Below are 16,217 nucleotides of genomic sequence, written 5' to 3'. Positions count from 1 at the left end.
TAGTACACACTAGCGGGCATTTTTTTAGAGTTTACGCAGCATCCGCACTTCACAATCGACATGGCCCGTGCAACCAAGTGCGTAATCGATATGTTGAAAACCTAAATGTTCATACAAACCAATCGCTTCTTTTAAAAAAGCGGTCGTTTCCAGATAGCAGCGTTTGAAGCCCATTTCTCGCGCCTGCTCCATCGCCATTAAGGCCAGTTTTTTCGCCAGTCCTTTACCGCGAATAGCAGGAAGAAAATACATCTTTTGCAGTTCGCAAATGTCCGATTCACTACCTGCTAATGGCGCAATCCCGCCGCCACCCACCACTTCGCCATTGTATTCAACTACCCAATACGCATGACTGGGCTGACTATACACTTGATACAATTCGTCGAGATTGGGATCGGCGACGGTGTAGCCTTTATCAGCGGTAAGACCGTATTCTGCGGATACCTGGCGGATGACGCTGGCGATGGCGGGATTATCGGCGGCAGTAAGTTTGCGCAAACGGAGCGCGGGAGAAGTGACAACATTCATAGCATAGCTCAATTTCAAATGTATGATTTATAGCTCACTTTAATACCACCCTCGCTTATGCGGTGCAAGAAGAAGATAAATCAGAAAATATTAAGCATATATCTCTTTGAGAAAGCGTATTCTAGGCGTACCAGTATTAATTTACTGGGATTATTATCTATATGAATGGAATTTATTTTAGGGATATGATTCATGAATGGTGTAAACGTCGGGAAAGATAATTCTCGTCACGCGTTTGTTTTTACAGGCAAAGGTGGTGAGTATTTTCTTATTTGTCTTGTGAATTTTTTACTGACAATTATTACTCTGGGAATATATGGGCCGTGGGCATTGGTGAAATGCCGTCGTTATATTTATCAACATGTGACACTCAATGGGCAACCATTTAGTTATAAGGGAACTGGTGGTGCCATTTTCGTTAGCATGTTCCTTATTATTGTCGTTTATCTTCTCAGTATTTCTTGTTTTTCAGGCCAGCACTTTGTTCTTGGTTTTCTCCTGTTTGCTCTCTTGAGCTGCGGGATTCCTTGCATGGCAGTGAAGAGTCTACAATATCAGGCGAACATGACCTCACTGAATGGCATTCGCTTTGGCTTTAACTGCTCGATGCTCCGTGCATGGTGGGTTATGTTAGGTCTGCCTGTTTTGTTGGCGTTAGCGTTTTGGTTCGCACTGTATCTTATTGCGCAATTGACGACATCGATAGGAGGATTATTCTTTAACTTAGTTGCGTTAAGTTTGCTTTCTGCCATCGGGCTGGGTGTCGTCAATGGTATAACCTACAGTAAATGGATGCCATTGCTGGGTAACAATGCAACTTTTGGCATTCATAAGTTTTCTGTTCAGGTAAACGTAAAAGAATGCATTAAAGGTTGTATGCTCGCAATATTAACCATGGTTCCTTTCATCATTGTGATTGGTATTATGATTGCGCCAGTATTTCAGCAGGTAATGATGATGACCATGTTGGGTAGGTCTGATGCTGGTGGTGAGCTTGTATTGCAATATTACCCACAGATTATGGCTTCTTATTTCCTTTATTTTGTTGCGATTTTTGTTTTTGCCAGTTATCTCTATGTCACGTTACGTAGTTTGTTTCTGAATAACCTGACACTGGCAAATGGAACAATTCGTTTTCATTCGTCCGTTACCACGTTCGGTGTGCTTTTACGCATGTTTGCGGTATTAATGGGTTCTTCAATTACCTGTGGACTGGCTTATCCTTGGCTGAAAATGTGGATGATTAGCTGGATTGCCAATAATACCCATGTGCAGGGTGACCTTGATTCACTGGCGTTAGCGAATGATGAAAAACCGCAGGATAGCGGTCCGTTAATGTGGATATCTCGCGGTATTATGCCGTATGTTCCGTTTATCTAAATAAAAAGGCCGGAGCATTCTCCGGCCTTCGTTTTCACTGTGCGTATTACAGCGCGGCAATAACCGCCTGTTGTTCAATCAGCTTCGCTTTCGCTTCCGCATAACCTTCCAGCTTCTCACGCTCTTTCGCGATGACCGCTTCCGGTGCACGTGCGACAAAGCCTTCGTTCGCCAGCTTGTTCTCGATACGGCTGATTTCACCTTCGATCTTCGCCACTTCTTTTGCCAGACGCGCCAGCTCATCTTCTTTGTTGATGAGTCCAGCCATCGGGATCAGCAGCTCAGCGCCGTCGACGATCTTAGTAACGGAAACCGGACCTTTGTCATCGGCAGGCAGCACGGTGATGCTTTCCAGACGTGCCAGCGTTTGCAGGAAGCCACGGTTTTCATTTACGCGACGTTCTGCATCCGCGCTGCAACCACGCAGCAGCAGCTCCAGCGGTTTGCCCGGCGCGATGTTCATTTCTGCACGGATGTTACGTACAGCAACGATCGCCTGTTTCAGCCACTCGGTGTCGGCCAGCGCCGCTTCATCAACCTGAGATGCATCGTACTGCGGGAACGGCTGCAGCATGATGGTGTCAGCGGTGATGCCGCAAAGCACTTTCACACGCTGCCAGATAGTTTCGGTGATGAACGGAATGATCGGATGCGCGAGGCGCAGCAGACCTTCCAGTACCGTAACCAGCGTGTGGCGAGTACCGCGCAATTCGGCCTCAGTTCCACCGTTCATTACCGGCTTGGTCAGCTCCAGATACCAGTCACAGAACTGGTTCCAGGTGAATTCATACAGAATGCCTGCGGCGATATCGAAGCGGAAACTATCCAGTGCTTCGCGGTACGCTTTGATGGTTTGGTTGAACTCCGCCAGAATCCAGCGATCCGCCAGCGACAGCGTCATTTCGCCACCGTTGAAGCCGCAATCCTGACCTTCTGTGTTCATCAGCACAAAGCGGCTGGCGTTCCACAGTTTGTTACAGAAGTTACGGTAACCTTCCAGACGCTTCATATCCCAGTTGATGTCACGACCGGTAGAAGCCAGCGCCGCCAGGGTGAAGCGCAGCGCGTCAGTACCGTGCGGCTCAATGCCGTTCGGGAACTGCTTCTCGGTGCGCTTACGGATTTTGTCCGCCAGCTGCGGCTGCATCATATTACCGGTACGTTTTTCCAGCAGTTCTGGCAGCGAAATACCGTCGACCATATCCAGCGGGTCAATCACGTTACCCTTGGATTTAGACATCTTCTGGCCTTCGTCGTCACGAATCAGACCGGTCATGTAAACAGTGTGGAACGGCACCTGCGGTTTGCCATTTTCATCTTTGATGAAGTGCATGGTCATCATGATCATGCGGGCAATCCAGAAGAAGATGATGTCGAAGCCAGAAACCATCACGCTGGTCGGGTGGAACTGACGCAGGGCGTCGGTGTTTTCCGGCCAGCCGAGCGTAGAGAAAGTCCACAGCGCGGAAGAGAACCAGGTGTCGAGAACGTCTTCGTCCTGACGCAGCGCGACGTCCGCACCGAGGTTATTTTCCTGACGCACTTCATCTTCGTTGCGGCCAACATAAACGTTACCCGCTTCGTCGTACCATGCCGGGATACGGTGACCCCACCACAGCTGACGAGAGATACACCAGTCCTGAATATCGCGCATCCAGGAGAAGTACATGTTTTCGTACTGCTTCGGTACGAACTGAATATCGCCGTTCTCAACCGCTTCAACTGCCGGTTTCGCCAGTACATCGGCACGCACGTACCACTGGTCAGTCAGCATCGGTTCGATAACCACGCCGCCACGGTCGCCGTAAGGAACGGTCAGATCGTGCGGTTTAATTTCTTCCAGCAGGCCGAGCGCGTCAACTGCGGCAACGACTGCTTTACGCGCAGCAAAACGCTCGAGTTTCTGGAACTCTGCCGGGATTTCACTGGAGTAAACGTCAGATTCGTTACCTTTGGTATCAAACACCTGGGCGCTTTCACGGATATCACCGTCAAAGGTCAGGATGTTGATCATCGGCAGGGCGTGACGTTTACCCACTTCATAGTCGTTAAAGTCGTGCGCCGGAGTGATCTTCACGCAGCCGGTGCCTTTTTCCATGTCGGCGTGTTCGTCACCAACGATCGGAATACGACGGTTAACCAGCGGCAGAATGACAAATTTGCCAATCAGATCTTTGTAACGCGGATCTTCCGGGTTAACAGCCACGCCGGTGTCGCCCAGCAGGGTTTCCGGACGGGTAGTCGCAACGACCAGATAATCTTTGCCATCAGCAGTTTTCGCGCCGTCAGCCAGCGGATAGCGGATATGCCACATCGAACCTTTCGATTCGCGGTTTTCCACTTCCAGGTCAGAGATAGCGGTGCGCAGTTTCGGATCCCAGTTTACCAGGCGCTTACCACGGTAAATCAGATCTTCTTTATACAGACGAACGAAAACTTCTTTCACCGCATTGGACAGGCCTTCGTCCATGGTGAAGCGTTCACGCTCCCAGTCGACGGAGTTGCCGAGACGGCGCATCTGACGGGTAATCGTGCCGCCGGATTCCGCTTTCCATTCCCAAATTTTGTCGATGAAAGCTTCGCGGCCGTAGTCGTGACGGGTTTTACCTTCTTCTGCGGCAATCTTGCGCTCAACGACCATCTGGGTAGCGATCCCGGCGTGGTCAGTACCGACCTGCCACAGGGTGTTTTTACCCTGCATACGCTGATAGCGGATCATGGTATCCATGATGGTTTGCTGGAAGGCGTGACCCATATGCAAACTGCCGGTGACGTTCGGCGGCGGGATCATGATGCAGAAACTTTCCTGGCTTTCATCGCCATTAGGCTTAAAGTAGCCCTGCTTTTCCCAGTGCTCGTAAAGCGGCTGTTCGATATCTTGTGGGTTATATGTCTTTTCCATTATTTCCAGGTTGCCGTATTCAGGTTGAAACCAGCCACGCGGTAGGCTTTATAGCGTTCGCGCGCCAGTTGTTTCAGAGAATCTTCATAAGGAACGAAGTCTACCACTTCTGTGAAAGCGGTGGCAAAATCTGCAAAGCTTGTTCGCAGACTAATCAATATATCGCGCGGGCTGCTGCTGCGTTTTTGCGGCCAGGCGATCTCCACCGGCGCGCCGCCGCGCGGTCCTTCTCCCGCTAAATTGTGCGGAACAAAGCTTTCTGCCGGACGCGCCCACAGGGCTTCATCCAGCCGGTAAGCCTGTTTTTCATCTTCACAGGCGATGAGCACGCGCTTACCGCTGCGCCAACGTTCTGCGGCAATTTCACACACCAGTTGCTCAACGGCGCTTAAGCCATCGACGGTGGTGTCATTGTCCAGAAGGTAGAACGTTGCGTTTTTCATATATGGGGCTTCTTGTGGTGGATTTAAATATTGCTGCATTCCTCACCCTGAAAGATGAGCAATGAATTTCTATTGCGCTCGATCGGTTCCCTCTCCCTTAGGGAGAGGGTTAGGGTGAGGGTAAAACGCAAACTTACTCTTCGCCGTTAAACCCGGCGCGGTTTAACAGGAACTGTGCCAGCAACGCTACCGGACGACCGGTTGCGCCTTTTGCTTTACCAGAACGCCAGGCGGTTCCCGCGATATCCAGGTGCGCCCAGTTGTACTTACGGGTAAAGCGCGACAGGAAGCAACCTGCGGTAATCGCCCCGCCAGGACGTCCGCCAATGTTCGCCATATCGGCAAAATTGGATTCCAGTTGTTCCTGGTACTCGTCACCCAGCGGTAAACGCCATGCGCGGTCGCCAGACTGCTCAGACGCGGCAATCAGCTCATGAGCCAGCGGATTATGGTTCGCCATCAGACCGGTAATGTGATGACCCAGCGCGATCACGCAGGCACCGGTCAGCGTCGCCACATCAATTACCGCTTCCGGCTCAAAACGTTCAACATAAGTTAATACATCGCACAGCACCAGACGGCCTTCGGCGTCGGTGTTCAGCACTTCTACGGTTTGACCGGACATAGTGGTTAACACATCGCCCGGACGATAGGCACGACCGCCAGGCATGTTTTCGCAGCCTGCCAGTACGCCGATAACGTTAATCGGCAGTTGCAGCTCTGCAACCATGCGCATCACGCCGTAAACCGCCGCCGCGCCGCACATATCGTACTTCATCTCATCCATGCCTTCTGAAGGCTTGATGGAGATACCGCCGGAGTCGAAGGTTAAACCTTTACCCACCAGCACAATCGGGCGCGCATCTTCCGACGCGTTGCCTTTGTACTCAATCACCGACATCAGCGATTCGTTTTGCGAACCCTGACCCACCGCCAGATAGGAGTGCATCCCCAGCTCTTTCATTTGCTGTTCGCCGATAACGCGGGTGATGACATTCTTGCTGTAGCTGTCAGCTAACTGGCGCGCTTGTGAAGCGAGGTAAGCGGCGTTACAGATATTCGGCGGCATATTGCCGAGATCTTTCGCAGCTTTGATCCCGGCGGCAATCGCCAGACCGTGCTGGATCGCGCGCTCACCGCTGGTCAGTTCACGGCGGGTTGGCACGTTGAACACCATTTTACGCAGCGGACGACGCGGCTCGCTCTTGTTCGTTTTCAACTGATCGAAACTGTAGAGCGTCTCTTTTGCCGTCTCGACAGCCTGACGCACTTTCCAGTAGTTGTTACGGCCTTTAACGTGCAGTTCAGTCAGAAAGCAGACCGCTTCCATTGAGCCAGTATCATTCAGCGTATTAATGGTTTTCTGAATAACCTGCTTGTACTGACGCTCATCCAGCTCACGTTCTTTGCCGCAACCAATAAGGAGAATTCGCTCGGAAAGTACATTCGGAACATGGTGCAGCAACAATGTCTGCCCCGGTTTTCCTTCCAGTTCGCCCCGACGTAGCAGGGCGCTGATGTACCCATCGCTGATTTTATCGAGCTGTTCTGCAATCGGAGAAAGGCGACGTGGTTCGAAGACGCCCACGACGATGCAGGCACTCCGCTGTTTCTCCGGGCTACCGCTTTTTACACTAAACTCCATGCACTACGCTCCTGAATCTTAAAGACAACGGCGGTGGCTACAGATAGAATTGCAAGCTTTCGTAACTCATGTCCGCTGTTGCGATGACTTCGTGTTAATCTTAACGTTATTACGGCATTGGCACGTCAGAACAAAATCTGAGAGGTGAATCCGTTGAGTATAATTATCTTAGCGACGATTTCGACGACTCAAGAGAATAAATGACGTTTAAGCCATGAAACAAGCTAAAATCCTGCAAAAGACGAGTTTTTACGGGCGTATTTAAAGTGATAATCATAAGATATCTGGTTCGGGAGACGCTCAAAAGCCAGCTGGCGATACTCTTCATCTTGCTTTTGATCTTCTTCTGTCAAAAGTTAGTGAGGATACTCGGCGCAGCGGTTGATGGCGACATTCCGGCGAACCTGGTGCTCTCCCTTCTCGGGTTGGGCGTGCCGGAAATGGCGCAGCTTATCCTGCCATTAAGCCTGTTCCTCGGGCTGCTGATGACGTTGGGTAAACTGTATACCGAAAGTGAAATTACGGTAATGCATGCCTGCGGCCTGAGCAAAGCGGTTCTGGTGAAAGCGGCAATGGTTCTCGCGGTGTTCACGGCGATTGTCGCGGCGGTTAACGTTATGTGGGCGGGGCCGTGGTCATCGCGCCATCAGGATGAAGTGCTGGCAGAAGCGAAAGCTAACCCAGGCATGGCGGCGCTGGCGCAAGGGCAATTCCAGCAAGCGACCAATGGCAGCTCAGTGCTGTTCATCGAAAGCGTTGACGGCAGCGATTTCAAAGATGTGTTCCTCGCGCAAATTCGACCAAAAGGTAACGCGCGTCCTTCTGTGGTGGTGGCCGATTCCGGACATTTAACGCAACTGCGCGACGGATCCCAGGTCGTCAGCCTCAACCAGGGAACGCGCTTCGAAGGCACTGCACTGTTACGTGATTTCCGCATTACGGACTTCCAGGATTATCAGGCGATCATTGGTCACCAGGCGGTGGCGCTCGACCCGAACGATACCGACCAGATGGACATGCGCACGTTGTGGAACACCGACACCGATCGCGCCCGTGCGGAGCTAAACTGGCGTATCACGCTGGTATTCACCGTCTTTATGATGGCGCTCATGGTTGTGCCTCTGAGCGTGGTTAACCCGCGTCAGGGACGCGTCCTGTCGATGCTGCCAGCCATGCTGCTGTATCTGCTTTTCTTCCTGATCCAGACCTCCCTTAAATCGAACGGCGGTAAAGGTAAGCTGGACCCGACGCTGTGGATGTGGACCGTTAACCTGATTTATCTGGCTTTGGCGATTGTTCTCAACCTTTGGGACACAGTGCCGGTCCGCCGCCTGCGCGCCAGTTTTTCGCGTAAAGGAGCGGTGTGATGCAACCTTTTGGTGTTCTTGACCGCTATATCGGTAAAACCATTTTCACCACCATCATGATGACGCTGTTCATGCTGGTGTCGCTTTCCGGCATTATCAAGTTTGTCGATCAGCTGAAAAAAGCCGGGCAGGGGAGTTACGACGCGGTAGGCGCGGGGATGTATACCTTGCTGAGCGTGCCGAAAGATGTGCAAATCTTCTTCCCGATGGCGGCGCTGCTGGGCGCGTTGCTCGGACTGGGGATGCTGGCGCAGCGCAGCGAACTGGTGGTGATGCAGGCTTCTGGTTTTACCCGCATGCAAGTCGCGTTGTCAGTAATGAAAACCGCCATTCCACTGGTTTTGCTGACGATGGCGATTGGCGAATGGGTCGCGCCGCAGGGCGAACAGATGGCGCGTAACTACCGCGCGCAGGCGATGTACGGTGGTTCGTTGCTCTCTACTCAACAAGGTTTATGGGCCAAAGATGGTGACAACTTTGTCTATATTGAGCGAGTAAAAGGTGACGAAGAGTTAGGGGGTATCAGTATTTATGCCTTTAATGAGAATCGTCGTCTGCAATCCGTTCGCTATGCCGCTTCCGCGAAGTTTGACCCTGAACATAAAGTCTGGCGTCTGTCGCAGGTTGATGAGTCTGACCTGACCAATCCAAAACAGATAACCGGTTCGCAGACGGTGAGCGGCACCTGGAAAACCAACCTCACGCCGGACAAACTGGGCGTGGTGGCGCTGGATCCGGATGCGCTCTCCATCAGTGGTTTGCACAACTACGTGAAGTATCTGAAGTCGAGCGGTCAGGACGCCGGGCGCTACCAGCTTAATATGTGGAGTAAAATCTTCCAGCCGCTATCCGTGGCGGTAATGATGCTGATGGCGCTGTCGTTTATCTTCGGCCCGCTGCGCAGCGTGCCGATGGGCGTGCGCGTGGTCACCGGTATTAGCTTCGGTTTTGTGTTCTACGTACTGGACCAGATCTTCGGCCCGCTGACGTTGGTTTACGGCATCCCGCCGATTATCGGCGCATTGTTGCCAAGCGCCAGCTTCTTCTTGATCAGCCTGTGGCTGTTAATGAGAAAATCGTAACTTGATGAATGAATAAAGGGAGCTAAAGCTCCCTTTATTATTGTTAGCAAAGTGGCGTAGGCCTGATAAGCGTAGTGCATCAGGCAAAGGCAAGTTGGTGTGAGAGAACACAAACAGCGCCTGACTTACCTTTTTCTCCCCCCAAGCAAACTCCCCAGCACACCGCGTACAATCTGATTCGTCACCTGGCGGGCGGCGCTTTTCGCCATTGTTTGCACCACGCCATCTTTCTTTCCGCCGCGTGGTCCGGTAGTGCCAAACAAAATGTCCTTTAACCCACCGAGAATACCGTCATCCACAGCCATCTCTTTTCCTTTGGCTGGTGGATTATTTTGCTGTTCGGTACTGGTTTGCACTCCTTTTTGCAGCATCTCATAGGCAGATTCCCGATCCACGTCATCTTCATACTTGCCATACACCGGGGAGTGATTAATCAGGCCATTACGCTCATCTTCTGTCACCGGTCCCATCCGTGAACAAGGTGCAATCACCATTGCACGCTCCACCACAGAAGGACTACCTTTCGCATCAAGAAATGAGATCAACGCTTCGCCGGTTCCCAGCTCCTGGATCGCCTTTTCTGTATCAAACGCTGGATTGGGTCGCATGGTTTGCGCTGCCGTCTTCACCGCTTTCTGGTCTTTCGGCGTAAAGGCGCGCAGAGCGTGTTGAACGCGATTCCCCAACTGCCCGAGTACGTTGTCGGGTATATCCGAAGGGTTTTGCGAGACAAACCAGACGCCCACGCCTTTCGAGCGGATAAGCCGTATGACCTGCTCAATTTTATCCAGCAGCACTTGCGGTGCATCGTTAAACAGCAGATGCGCCTCATCGAAGAAAAAGACGAGTTTCGGTTTATCCAGATCCCCCGCTTCCGGCAGTTGCTCATACAATTCAGAAAGCATCCACAGCAGACTGGCAGCGTACAGTTTTGGCATCTGGTAGAGCTTTTCGGCGCTAAGGATATTGATAACGCCTTTGCCGTTAGCATCGGTACGCATCCAGTCTTTGATATCCAGCATTGGCTCACCAAAGAAATGCGTCGCTCCTTGCTGCTCCAGCGACAGTAATCCGCGTTGGATTGCACCAACAGATGCGTTACTGATATTGCCATACTGATTCTGGAATGATTTGGCGTTATCTCCGATGTACTGGGTAATAGCCCGAAGATCTTTAAAGTCGAGCAACAACAGTCCCTGATCGTCAGCAATGCGGAAGATGATATCCAGCACGCCAGTTTGCACGTCGTTAAGATTTAACAGTCGTGCAAGCAACAGCGGCCCCAGATCGGAGACCGTTGCCCTTACTGGATGGCCTTTCTCACCAAAAATATCCCACACCACCGCTGGATTCGAATGCGGTTGCCAGTCGTTGACACCGATACTTTTTAACCGAGCGAGCAGTTTTTCCGAGGTCGTACCTTCCTGTGCAACCCCGGTCAAATCGCCTTTCACATCGGCCATAAACACAGGTACACCGATTTCTGACAGTGATTCCGCTAGTTTTTGCAGCGTGACGGTTTTACCCGTCCCCGTTGCGCCAGTAATCAGCCCGTGACGGTTAGCCATAGCGGGTAATAAAAACAGTTCCGTGTCAGGCGTGCGTGCAATTAAAAGTGGTTCGCTCATGAGAATTCCTCCAGTTCCCTGCCTGGAGTATAGGCACGGTTGAAAAGTTTTCACCACTAAATTCAGCCGATTGCGAGATGTCTTAAAGGCCGGGCAGAATCGACCTGGTAAAGGGATCACAAGACAGCTTTCAGAACCACGCGGTAGCGCGCCTTACCGTCACGTACATGCTGGATGGCATCGTTAATTTTCGACATCGGGAACCGTTCGGTTGTTGGTGCGACTTTGCTGCGGGAAGTGTAGAGCATGGTCGGGTGGGGTTCCTGGAGTGTGATAGAGGTTACACATCGTGGAAGGCGATGCTGAAATTTTCAGCACTTAGCGAGGCAGGCGTAAGCTGGCGCTTGCATGGTGACGCGTGACAGGTATAATCCACAACGTTTTCCGCATACCTCTTCAGTGCCGAAGTGGCGAAATCGGTAGACGCAGTTGATTCAAAATCAACCGTAGAAATACGTGCCGGTTCGAGTCCGGCCTTCGGCACCATTCTTACTTCCAAGACCATCCGAGAAAGTCCAAATATCCCTTTAAAATCAATGCTTGCAGCGATTTTTTCGTCCTGCGTCTTCCGAGGTTGTCCGTTGAAATCCGGATATAATTGGGGGCATATTCTTTCGAAACTATCGCTCGTGAATGGCATGCTAGTAATAAGCGCTGGAGTGAAGATCACCGATCACGCGTTCTACGTTATCTTGAGCTTTATATCTTTCCTCATATTGGTTCATCTGACATCCGTCAGCTCAAAACTAGCCACCTATTAGCCCCGATTAAAAAAGTTGATGCCAGTGGTAAGCATGACGTTGCACAGCGCCTTCAGCAGCGTGTCACGGCTATTATGCGTTATGCAGTACAGAACGATTACATCGACTCAAATCCAGCCAGTGATATGGCCGGTGCGCTATCGACAACCAAAGCGCGACATTACCCCGCTTTGCCCTCCAGCCGGTTCCCTGAGTTTCTTGCTCGTCTTGCTGCATATCGTGGCCGTGTAATGACGCGGATCGCGGTTGAGCTTTCCTTACTAACTTTTGTGCGTTCCAGTGAGTTACGTTTCGCGCGTTGGGATGAGTTCGACTTCGATAAATCTCTCTGGCGAGTACCTGCAAAACGAGAAGAAATTAAAGGTGTGCGTTACTTGTACCGTGGCATGAAGATGAAAGAGGAACATATCGTTCCGCTTAGTCGGCAGGCGATGATTTTGCTAAACCAGTTAAAGCAGATTAGTGGTGATAAAGAGCTGCTTTTTCCGGGTGATCATGACGCAACTAAGGTTATGAGCGAAAACACGGTAAATAGCGCATTGCGTGCGATGGGCTATGACACGAAAACCGAAGTTTGCGGGCACGGGTTTAGAACGATGGCCCGTGGTGCGTTGGGCGAGTCCGGATTATGGAGTGAAGATGCTATAGAACGACAGTTGAGCCATTCAGAGCGTAATAATGTACGTGCTGCTTATATTCACACCTCTGAACATTTGGATGAACGTCGATTGATGGTTCAATGGTGGGCTGATTATCTCCAAGCAAATAAGGGCAAAACAATAACACCTTATGATTTTGCTAAAATAAACAAAAGTCGATAGTGAAAATAAACGCCTATAATATATAGGCGTTTATTTCTGTATTAAACACTTTGATCATAATCTTCCAGCAGCAACTTTTTTTCGTACTTCATCTTTCCAATTGCCACTATGGATTATTCTATCGAAATTACTTCCTGCTCTTCCTGATAATAAGTCAATTCGAGATAGCTTGCTGATATCATCCCAGTTATCATAGAGGATATATATAGCATTACCATATTCTATGTTTTCAAATACAACCAAATCGTCCTCCAGCATAGCTCCAATATAATTACTGAACGTGCTGTTTCCTGTGACGATTTTTTTAGGTTCAAGACTCATGAAGAAGTCATATCTATTTTCAGCGACATTTTTCTTGTCGGAAGTGATATTTTTACCTCTAAAAATTCTTGCTAAAGTTTCTTCTTTACTACCTGGTGGAAATATTTCCCATGAGACTATAAGTGTATCAGCATAAGTCGATATGGGTTTATCAGCATTCTCAATTCCACATTTACCAAGATTTTCTTGAAGAAGATTTAAATCAAATAATAATTCATCATCAAACTTATTTGATTGTTTATCTAAAATTCTAGTTACTCTGAAGTTAAATATGAAATGGCTGTCCGAGGGCTGTTTGTGATTAATTTCAATGGCTATGAGTGTTGGTGGTATAATGTCTCTGGGATATTTCTCGTAAGGTAATCTAACAGTATGTGTACCATTAGAGCTATCACCCCAGTTAGGTGACTCAATTTCAGTGTAATGAGTTTCTTTTGGGAGGTCTTTTCTGACAATTTCTTCACCAAAAACATTTTTAAGTGAATATTTACCCTGCAATGGATCTGGTATGACCGACGTCTCATAAGCATTAACACCATTATCAAAATATATTCCAAGGTGCTCTAATGCTCCACTTTTTAATTGGTTTTCCGTAAATGCAATAGAAGTGCCAGCAACAACTGTATTACCAAGCCTTCTTAACTTGCTATGAATATTTTTAGGTATAACACGTATATTCCTTTTCATTTTTCCCTCATACTTGATCATCAATGTCTCTTTGCTCTCGCTTGTTATGTAAATCATTGATAAACATAACATTTGCAAGTATTACGCTAATTACTGCCTCAATCTGCATGTACGAAATAGCAATAATTAATGCTAAAGATGTGTTTTTTATTACATCTTGGCTCTCTAAATAAAGATGACTTTTGAAAAACACTAGTTTAACTAAGTATACAACAAGTAAAGTAATCATAACGAAAGATGATTTTAGAACACTTCCAACTATTGCTTCTAATCTTCTTGTATCTTCCAGTTGTTCGGTGAAATCAACGGTTTCTATAGTTTTGGGGTTCACAATACGCTGCAAAGCATTTGGGTAAAGAAACGCTAACCAAATTCCCATAATAGTAAAAACCATTCCAGAAACTGATACGAGAAGAGTGCAATAGTTGGCAAAATCGTTATACACATAGTTAATATCGGATGACGAAATAATCATCAGCGATATAATGAATATCGCCATGTATATCCATGTGTATTTGGCTATGCCTGCTATAGCTTTCAATATTCAATCCTCTCCAGATGCTTTCTTTATTCTTGGTTGAGATTGTAATGCTTTTAATTCTTTTAATATAGGGGAAATAAATTCTTTTCTTTTGTGTGATATTTGTTCGTAAATATATGCGGCGGAATATGTTGAATAGTCGTCAGAAGGGACATTGAGAATATCACGCATTCTATATTTATCCACCCAAGTTATACCCTTGTCTGTAGCAAATCCAACATTGTCCCAAAGACGTTTTTCTCTATCCTCAGCCGAATACTTTTCAATGATTTCTTGAACTTCATTCAAGGATGGTTTTGCTTCTGCTTTTATTTCAATTTGTCTTGTTTTGGCATTTTTCTTTCCGGACACAAATGGAACGAGAGTGCTAAAGGTCTTTAACCAATCAGCTCGTGCATCATTTGGATTTATAATAATAGTTTCCCTGCGAACTATGTGTGTTATTTTTGGTATTAGTTTACCTAACTCAGTATGAGTAGTTTCTAAGCTTCTGAGCTTCATATCAAACCTGTACATATATTTATATAAGTCTTCGTCATCGGTATTAGATAGCCTTATATAACCTTTCTCGGTTTTATTTTTAACCCTTTTGCTATGTTTAACTCTATTAGTAATAGATGAGTGTACATAGTCTTGAAATAGTTCAGAGTCACAAACAGAATGGTCGAATTTAATGGATACTATAGTTTCAAGTTCAGGTATAACCCAATAAAAGCATGGCCGACCCCAGATAACTTTTTTCCCTCTGTAGCTATTAGTATATTTAACCACCGATGAGCTTCCGATTTCACCGTCTTCACTAGCTCCTAATAAAGAGCCCGTACTATCAGTATCAGATTTCCATAACATGACTAAGAAATCACCAGTATTTTCATCCTTATAAATATCCTTGCAATAACACTTTGATCTGTTTGGTTTTTCTTTTGGATCCCATGGTATCGTGAGTGCAAGAGATTAGTTCCCACCCAATCCTGTATGAGGTCAAATGTTTCGCTAAGTTCTAAACCATAGGTATTGTCATCATTTACCTTGTATAAACCGCACTTATTAACCTTGAAGAAATTGAGATGCCCTACATTCATGCTCTTTCCTTAGCTTCTTATCTTGGGATATGTATCATGATCAAAAATTAAGCATAACCCCATTGACTTCGTGCGGGCAATGTTTTCACCCTAGAATTTGATCGGTTTAACGTTAAATATTCATAAGTTACATGAGCATTTTTCACTTCTTCCCAATTACAGACGTCATGAGCTGAATATTAATTAAATAATTATCCTCACGGCATGGCGCGCAATGCTCTCCCCGCCACGCCCGCCCGCTTTGCGGGGCGGTTTTAATGCAGTTGCACTGACACGCTCAGACCGCGCCGGGAATGGCGCGGTCTGCAGAAAATGAGGCAGGGAAACGCATGCAAAGCCATGCACCTTATCGATGCATGGCTTTTTTCAGTAAAAACGGGCGGATTTTCGGGGAATTTTACACTGACTGACGTGATGCCAGTTGCGCACTTTTACGCGAAAAAATCATGTTCTGCGCAGGGGTGAATTTTTCACGGCTGTCATCCACCGAAGCCACGTCAGGCCTGAATCCGATGGTCGTTAAAATGTCGCTATCCTGTGCGGAATAATTAATTTTTTCACCCTTCGCAAGCCAGGACAGGAGGGCTTCACGCAGGGCATCTGTGGCACGCTGTATGGCACAGTTTCGGGCAATGGCCGTCAGCTCACTGTAGCCCATCAGCTCCGGTGCCAGTGCGGCCGCCAGTACTGTGCCGTGCTGCTGCATAAAATCATTCAGCCGGTCGCGGATGCTGATGTGCTGAACGGCTTCATGCGAACGAATATAACGACCGGCGGCCTGATTCACCTGCCATTTTCTGACTTCGATAATATTGCGTAATTCGTCCAGGCGGCTGACGTTTCTGCCTTCTCCTGACAGAAGCCGCAGATATTCCTGTTCGGCCGCTGCCAGCTCATTTTTGCGTTGCAGCCATGCTGCTTTGTTATTCTGACAGGTGTCAAAGGCCTGCTGTAAGGCTGTGCTTTCCATCGTTATCTCTTTCTCATCATGCTGAAGAATAAAAATACGGTGTGCGGCGACGGCCGGTG

13 protein-coding genes, 1 tRNA gene and 2 pseudogenes are annotated in these 16,217 nt (G+C 48.4%); 6 read left to right on the top strand and 10 right to left on the bottom strand.

Annotated elements, in window-relative coordinates; genetic code table 11:
* Nucleotides 1-24: 24 nt before the first annotated feature.
* Nucleotides 25-528: a GNAT family N-acetyltransferase gene (locus tag A7Z29_RS08210; protein WP_010346276.1), complete on the bottom strand. Its 504-nt coding sequence runs from the start codon at nucleotides 526-528 to the stop codon at nucleotides 25-27.
* Nucleotides 529-720: 192 nt separating this feature from the next.
* Between A7Z29_RS08210 and A7Z29_RS08205 the strand changes: the two genes are divergently transcribed.
* Entirely contained in the window at nucleotides 721-1,908 is a 1,188-nt protein-coding gene (locus A7Z29_RS08205) for a YjgN family protein (protein ID WP_001014713.1), read from the top strand.
* A gap of 46 nt (nucleotides 1,909-1,954) precedes the next feature.
* On the opposite strand, the gene valS is transcribed toward A7Z29_RS08205, so the two are convergent.
* The 3 genes from valS to pepA form a co-directional block, all read right to left on the bottom strand.
* Nucleotides 1,955-4,810, bottom strand: coding sequence for a valine--tRNA ligase (valS, locus tag A7Z29_RS08200; RefSeq protein WP_105290082.1), 2,856 nt, complete (start codon nucleotides 4,808-4,810; stop codon nucleotides 1,955-1,957).
* Nucleotides 4,810-5,253, bottom strand: a complete 444-nt coding sequence (gene holC, locus A7Z29_RS08195) for a DNA polymerase III subunit chi (protein ID WP_000786399.1) — start codon at nucleotides 5,251-5,253, stop codon at nucleotides 4,810-4,812. Before holC ends, valS begins: the two co-directional genes overlap by 1 nt.
* A 133-nt stretch (nucleotides 5,254-5,386) precedes the next feature.
* The gene (pepA, locus tag A7Z29_RS08190) at nucleotides 5,387-6,898 is read right to left on the bottom strand and encodes a leucyl aminopeptidase (RefSeq protein ID WP_000397144.1); all 1,512 of its coding nucleotides are present in this window, start codon (nucleotides 6,896-6,898) and stop codon (nucleotides 5,387-5,389) included.
* Nucleotides 6,899-7,051: 153 nt separating this feature from the next.
* On the opposite strand from pepA, the gene ytgA reads away from it, so the two are divergent.
* From ytgA to lptG, 3 genes are all read left to right on the top strand, one after another.
* Entirely contained in the window at nucleotides 7,052-7,102 is a 51-nt protein-coding gene (gene ytgA / locus A7Z29_RS23665; protein WP_211180521.1) for a protein YtgA, read from the top strand.
* A 62-nt stretch (nucleotides 7,103-7,164) separates the two neighbouring features.
* A complete protein-coding gene (lptF, locus tag A7Z29_RS08185) occupies nucleotides 7,165-8,265 on the top strand; it encodes an LPS export ABC transporter permease LptF (RefSeq protein WP_105290081.1) in 1,101 nt (366 codons plus the stop codon).
* On the top strand, nucleotides 8,265-9,347 hold the full coding sequence (gene lptG / locus A7Z29_RS08180; RefSeq protein WP_105290080.1) for an LPS export ABC transporter permease LptG: 1,083 nt from the start codon (nucleotides 8,265-8,267) through the stop codon (nucleotides 9,345-9,347). Before lptF ends, lptG begins: the two co-directional genes overlap by 1 nt.
* 125 nt (nucleotides 9,348-9,472) lie before the next feature.
* Here lptG and A7Z29_RS08175 read toward each other — a convergent pair whose 3' ends face one another.
* Nucleotides 9,473-10,975, bottom strand: a complete 1,503-nt coding sequence (locus A7Z29_RS08175) for a helicase HerA-like C-terminal domain-containing protein (RefSeq protein ID WP_105290079.1) — start codon at nucleotides 10,973-10,975, stop codon at nucleotides 9,473-9,475.
* 116 nt (nucleotides 10,976-11,091) lie between these two features.
* A pseudogene (locus tag A7Z29_RS08170) lies at nucleotides 11,092-11,214 on the bottom strand (alcohol dehydrogenase); the annotation flags it as partial.
* A gap of 162 nt (nucleotides 11,215-11,376) precedes the next feature.
* On the opposite strand from A7Z29_RS08170, the gene A7Z29_RS08160 reads away from it, so the two are divergent.
* A tRNA-Leu gene (locus A7Z29_RS08160) sits at nucleotides 11,377-11,461 on the top strand.
* A 115-nt stretch (nucleotides 11,462-11,576) separates the two neighbouring features.
* Nucleotides 11,577-12,557: pseudogene (locus tag A7Z29_RS08155) on the top strand (tyrosine-type recombinase/integrase); the annotation flags it as partial.
* A gap of 54 nt (nucleotides 12,558-12,611) precedes the next feature.
* Here the strand turns inward: A7Z29_RS08155 and A7Z29_RS08150 are convergent.
* From A7Z29_RS08150 to A7Z29_RS08135, 4 genes are all read right to left on the bottom strand, one after another.
* Nucleotides 12,612-13,622 (bottom strand): hypothetical protein, encoded by a 1,011-nt coding sequence (locus tag A7Z29_RS08150; protein WP_105290077.1) that lies wholly within the window; start codon nucleotides 13,620-13,622, stop codon nucleotides 12,612-12,614.
* Nucleotides 13,573-14,109, bottom strand: coding sequence for a hypothetical protein (locus A7Z29_RS08145; protein ID WP_032149796.1), 537 nt, complete (start codon nucleotides 14,107-14,109; stop codon nucleotides 13,573-13,575). The genes A7Z29_RS08150 and A7Z29_RS08145 overlap by 50 nt, the downstream gene beginning before the upstream one ends.
* Complete coding sequence (locus A7Z29_RS08140; protein WP_198599420.1) at nucleotides 14,110-14,955, bottom strand: hypothetical protein; 846 nt, start codon at nucleotides 14,953-14,955, stop codon at nucleotides 14,110-14,112. It lies immediately after the preceding gene.
* A gap of 630 nt (nucleotides 14,956-15,585) precedes the next feature.
* On the bottom strand, nucleotides 15,586-16,158 hold the full coding sequence (locus A7Z29_RS08135; protein WP_000446148.1) for a phage polarity suppression protein: 573 nt from the start codon (nucleotides 16,156-16,158) through the stop codon (nucleotides 15,586-15,588).
* Nucleotides 16,159-16,217: the final 59 nt, after the last annotated feature.

Origin of the sequence: Escherichia sp. MOD1-EC6842 (genome assembly GCF_002965705.1) — a bacterium.
Lineage (GTDB): Bacteria > Pseudomonadota > Gammaproteobacteria > Enterobacterales > Enterobacteriaceae > Escherichia > Escherichia ruysiae.
This window is presented reverse-complemented; position numbering and strand designations above follow the sequence as displayed.

What these genes read in the sequence shown, in the direction of transcription:
- A7Z29_RS08135 (WP_000446148.1), bottom strand. Translation starts at nt 16,158, where the DNA reads ATGGAAAGCACAGCCTTACAGCAGGCCTTTGACACCTGTCAGAATAAC.
- A7Z29_RS08175 (WP_105290079.1), bottom strand. Translation starts at nt 10,975, where the DNA reads ATGAGCGAACCACTTTTAATTGCACGCACGCCTGACACGGAACTGTTT.
- A7Z29_RS08140 (WP_198599420.1), bottom strand. Translation starts at nt 14,955, where the DNA reads ATGTTATGGAAATCTGATACTGATAGTACGGGCTCTTTATTAGGAGCT.
- pepA (WP_000397144.1), bottom strand. Translation starts at nt 6,898, where the DNA reads ATGGAGTTTAGTGTAAAAAGCGGTAGCCCGGAGAAACAGCGGAGTGCC.
- valS (WP_105290082.1), bottom strand. Translation starts at nt 4,810, where the DNA reads ATGGAAAAGACATATAACCCACAAGATATCGAACAGCCGCTTTACGAG.
- lptG (WP_105290080.1), top strand. Translation starts at nt 8,265, where the DNA reads ATGCAACCTTTTGGTGTTCTTGACCGCTATATCGGTAAAACCATTTTC.
- holC (WP_000786399.1), bottom strand. Translation starts at nt 5,253, where the DNA reads ATGAAAAACGCAACGTTCTACCTTCTGGACAATGACACCACCGTCGAT.
- A7Z29_RS08150 (WP_105290077.1), bottom strand. Translation starts at nt 13,622, where the DNA reads ATGATTTACATAACAAGCGAGAGCAAAGAGACATTGATGATCAAGTAT.
- A7Z29_RS08210 (WP_010346276.1), bottom strand. Translation starts at nt 528, where the DNA reads ATGAATGTTGTCACTTCTCCCGCGCTCCGTTTGCGCAAACTTACTGCC.
- A7Z29_RS08205 (WP_001014713.1), top strand. Translation starts at nt 721, where the DNA reads ATGAATGGTGTAAACGTCGGGAAAGATAATTCTCGTCACGCGTTTGTT.